At 54.2% G+C, this 1,318-nt stretch carries 1 protein-coding gene and 1 pseudogene; both read left to right on the top strand.

Going from position 1 to position 1,318, the window contains the following annotated elements:
* A pseudogene (locus tag H8S11_RS13715) lies at window positions 1-417 on the top strand (hypothetical protein); the annotation flags it as partial.
* An 11-nt stretch (window positions 418-428) separates the two neighbouring features.
* On the top strand, window positions 429-1,295 hold the full coding sequence (locus H8S11_RS13710; RefSeq protein ID WP_186853536.1) for a hypothetical protein: 867 nt from the start codon (window positions 429-431) through the stop codon (window positions 1,293-1,295).
* Window positions 1,296-1,318 lie beyond the last annotated feature (23 nt).

Raw genomic sequence — 1,318 nt, 5'->3', positions numbered from 1 at the left:
GCAGTTACCCAAACGCTGACCGTTGCGGCTCCATCCTATACGATTCCGTCCGGACACCATGACGGAGCTGGAACAGTATCTATCACGCTGGAAGAAAAGACCGCAACCCCCAGTAAGTCCGCCCAGACGATTGCGCCAACCACAGGAAAAGTGCTGTCTAAGGTTACCGTTGGAGCCATTCCAGCCGCATATCAGGACGTAAGCGGAGTAACGGCTGCTGCGGCTGATGTGCTGACTGGTAAGAAGATCGTAGATGCGAAAGGCACATTGGTATCCGGCTCCATGGCGAATAACGGCGCTGTTTCCGGCACCATCGATGGCCTGACCACGACCTCCTATTCTGTGCCTGCCGGGTACACCTCCGGGGGCAGCGTGAGCTTGACCAGTGACATTGAGGAAGCCCTTGCGGCCATCTGAGGAGGTGCGGCATGAGCGTACAGAGCGAAATTGACCGCATCAAGAAGAATGTGAATGACACACTGAAAACTATTAGTGATACCGGCGTGACGGTTGGGGCCGGTAGTGATTCCCTCCCCACTGCGGCCGCTGCCCTGGCGAATGAGAAGCAGGATAAACTCACCGGCACCCAGGGTCAGGTGGTTGGCTTTGACAGCGGGGGTAACGCCGTGCCACAGGATGCACCACAATCTGGCATGACCCAGGAACAGGCCGACCAGAGGTATCTCCAGTTGAGCGGGGGGACTATGACTGGGGAGTTGGTGCTGGAGGTAGTTGAGTCCCCTGATCCGGTAGACGGAGGCACAGATCCCAGAGTGCAGTTAGCTGTGAATGGAGATTTTGTGGGCCTTGAGAAGTTACCGCTGATCGGGATTTCTAGTAATCATGATACGGCATATATGTTTGCCAATCCAGGAGAGATTGATGCTTTCACAAGTCCGGGCTCTGGCATTGTTCAAAAAGTAGACTGTGGGGGCGTGTTTTTCTATAACGTAGGGGGCGCAAAAAAAACCGGCTTTGCGGAAAATGATGCTTATCTGCCTACGATGGACGATGTAAAGGAGGAACTCCGCAATTCTAGACCAAAATCCACCCTGGTTACCCTCCCCCTCTCCGCTTGGTCCAACAACACCCAGACTGTTACAGTTCCGGGCGTACTTGCGGATGAGAGTAAACAGTTGATTCAGCCAATGCCGACGATTGCGGACCAAGCGGTGTATTCTGCCGCTGGGATATCCTGCACGGGACAGGCGGCCAACAAATTGACATTCAAGGCGCAGACGGTCCCGACAGAAGATGTACAGGTTTATGTGGTAATCCAGGAGGTAGGGACATGATTTTTAGTTGTCCTGCCAAGCCG

It is taken from the genome of Flintibacter hominis, from assembly GCF_014287965.1.
GTDB classification, from domain to species: Bacteria; Bacillota; Clostridia; order Oscillospirales; family Oscillospiraceae; genus Lawsonibacter; species Lawsonibacter aceti.
This window is presented reverse-complemented; position numbering and strand designations above follow the sequence as displayed.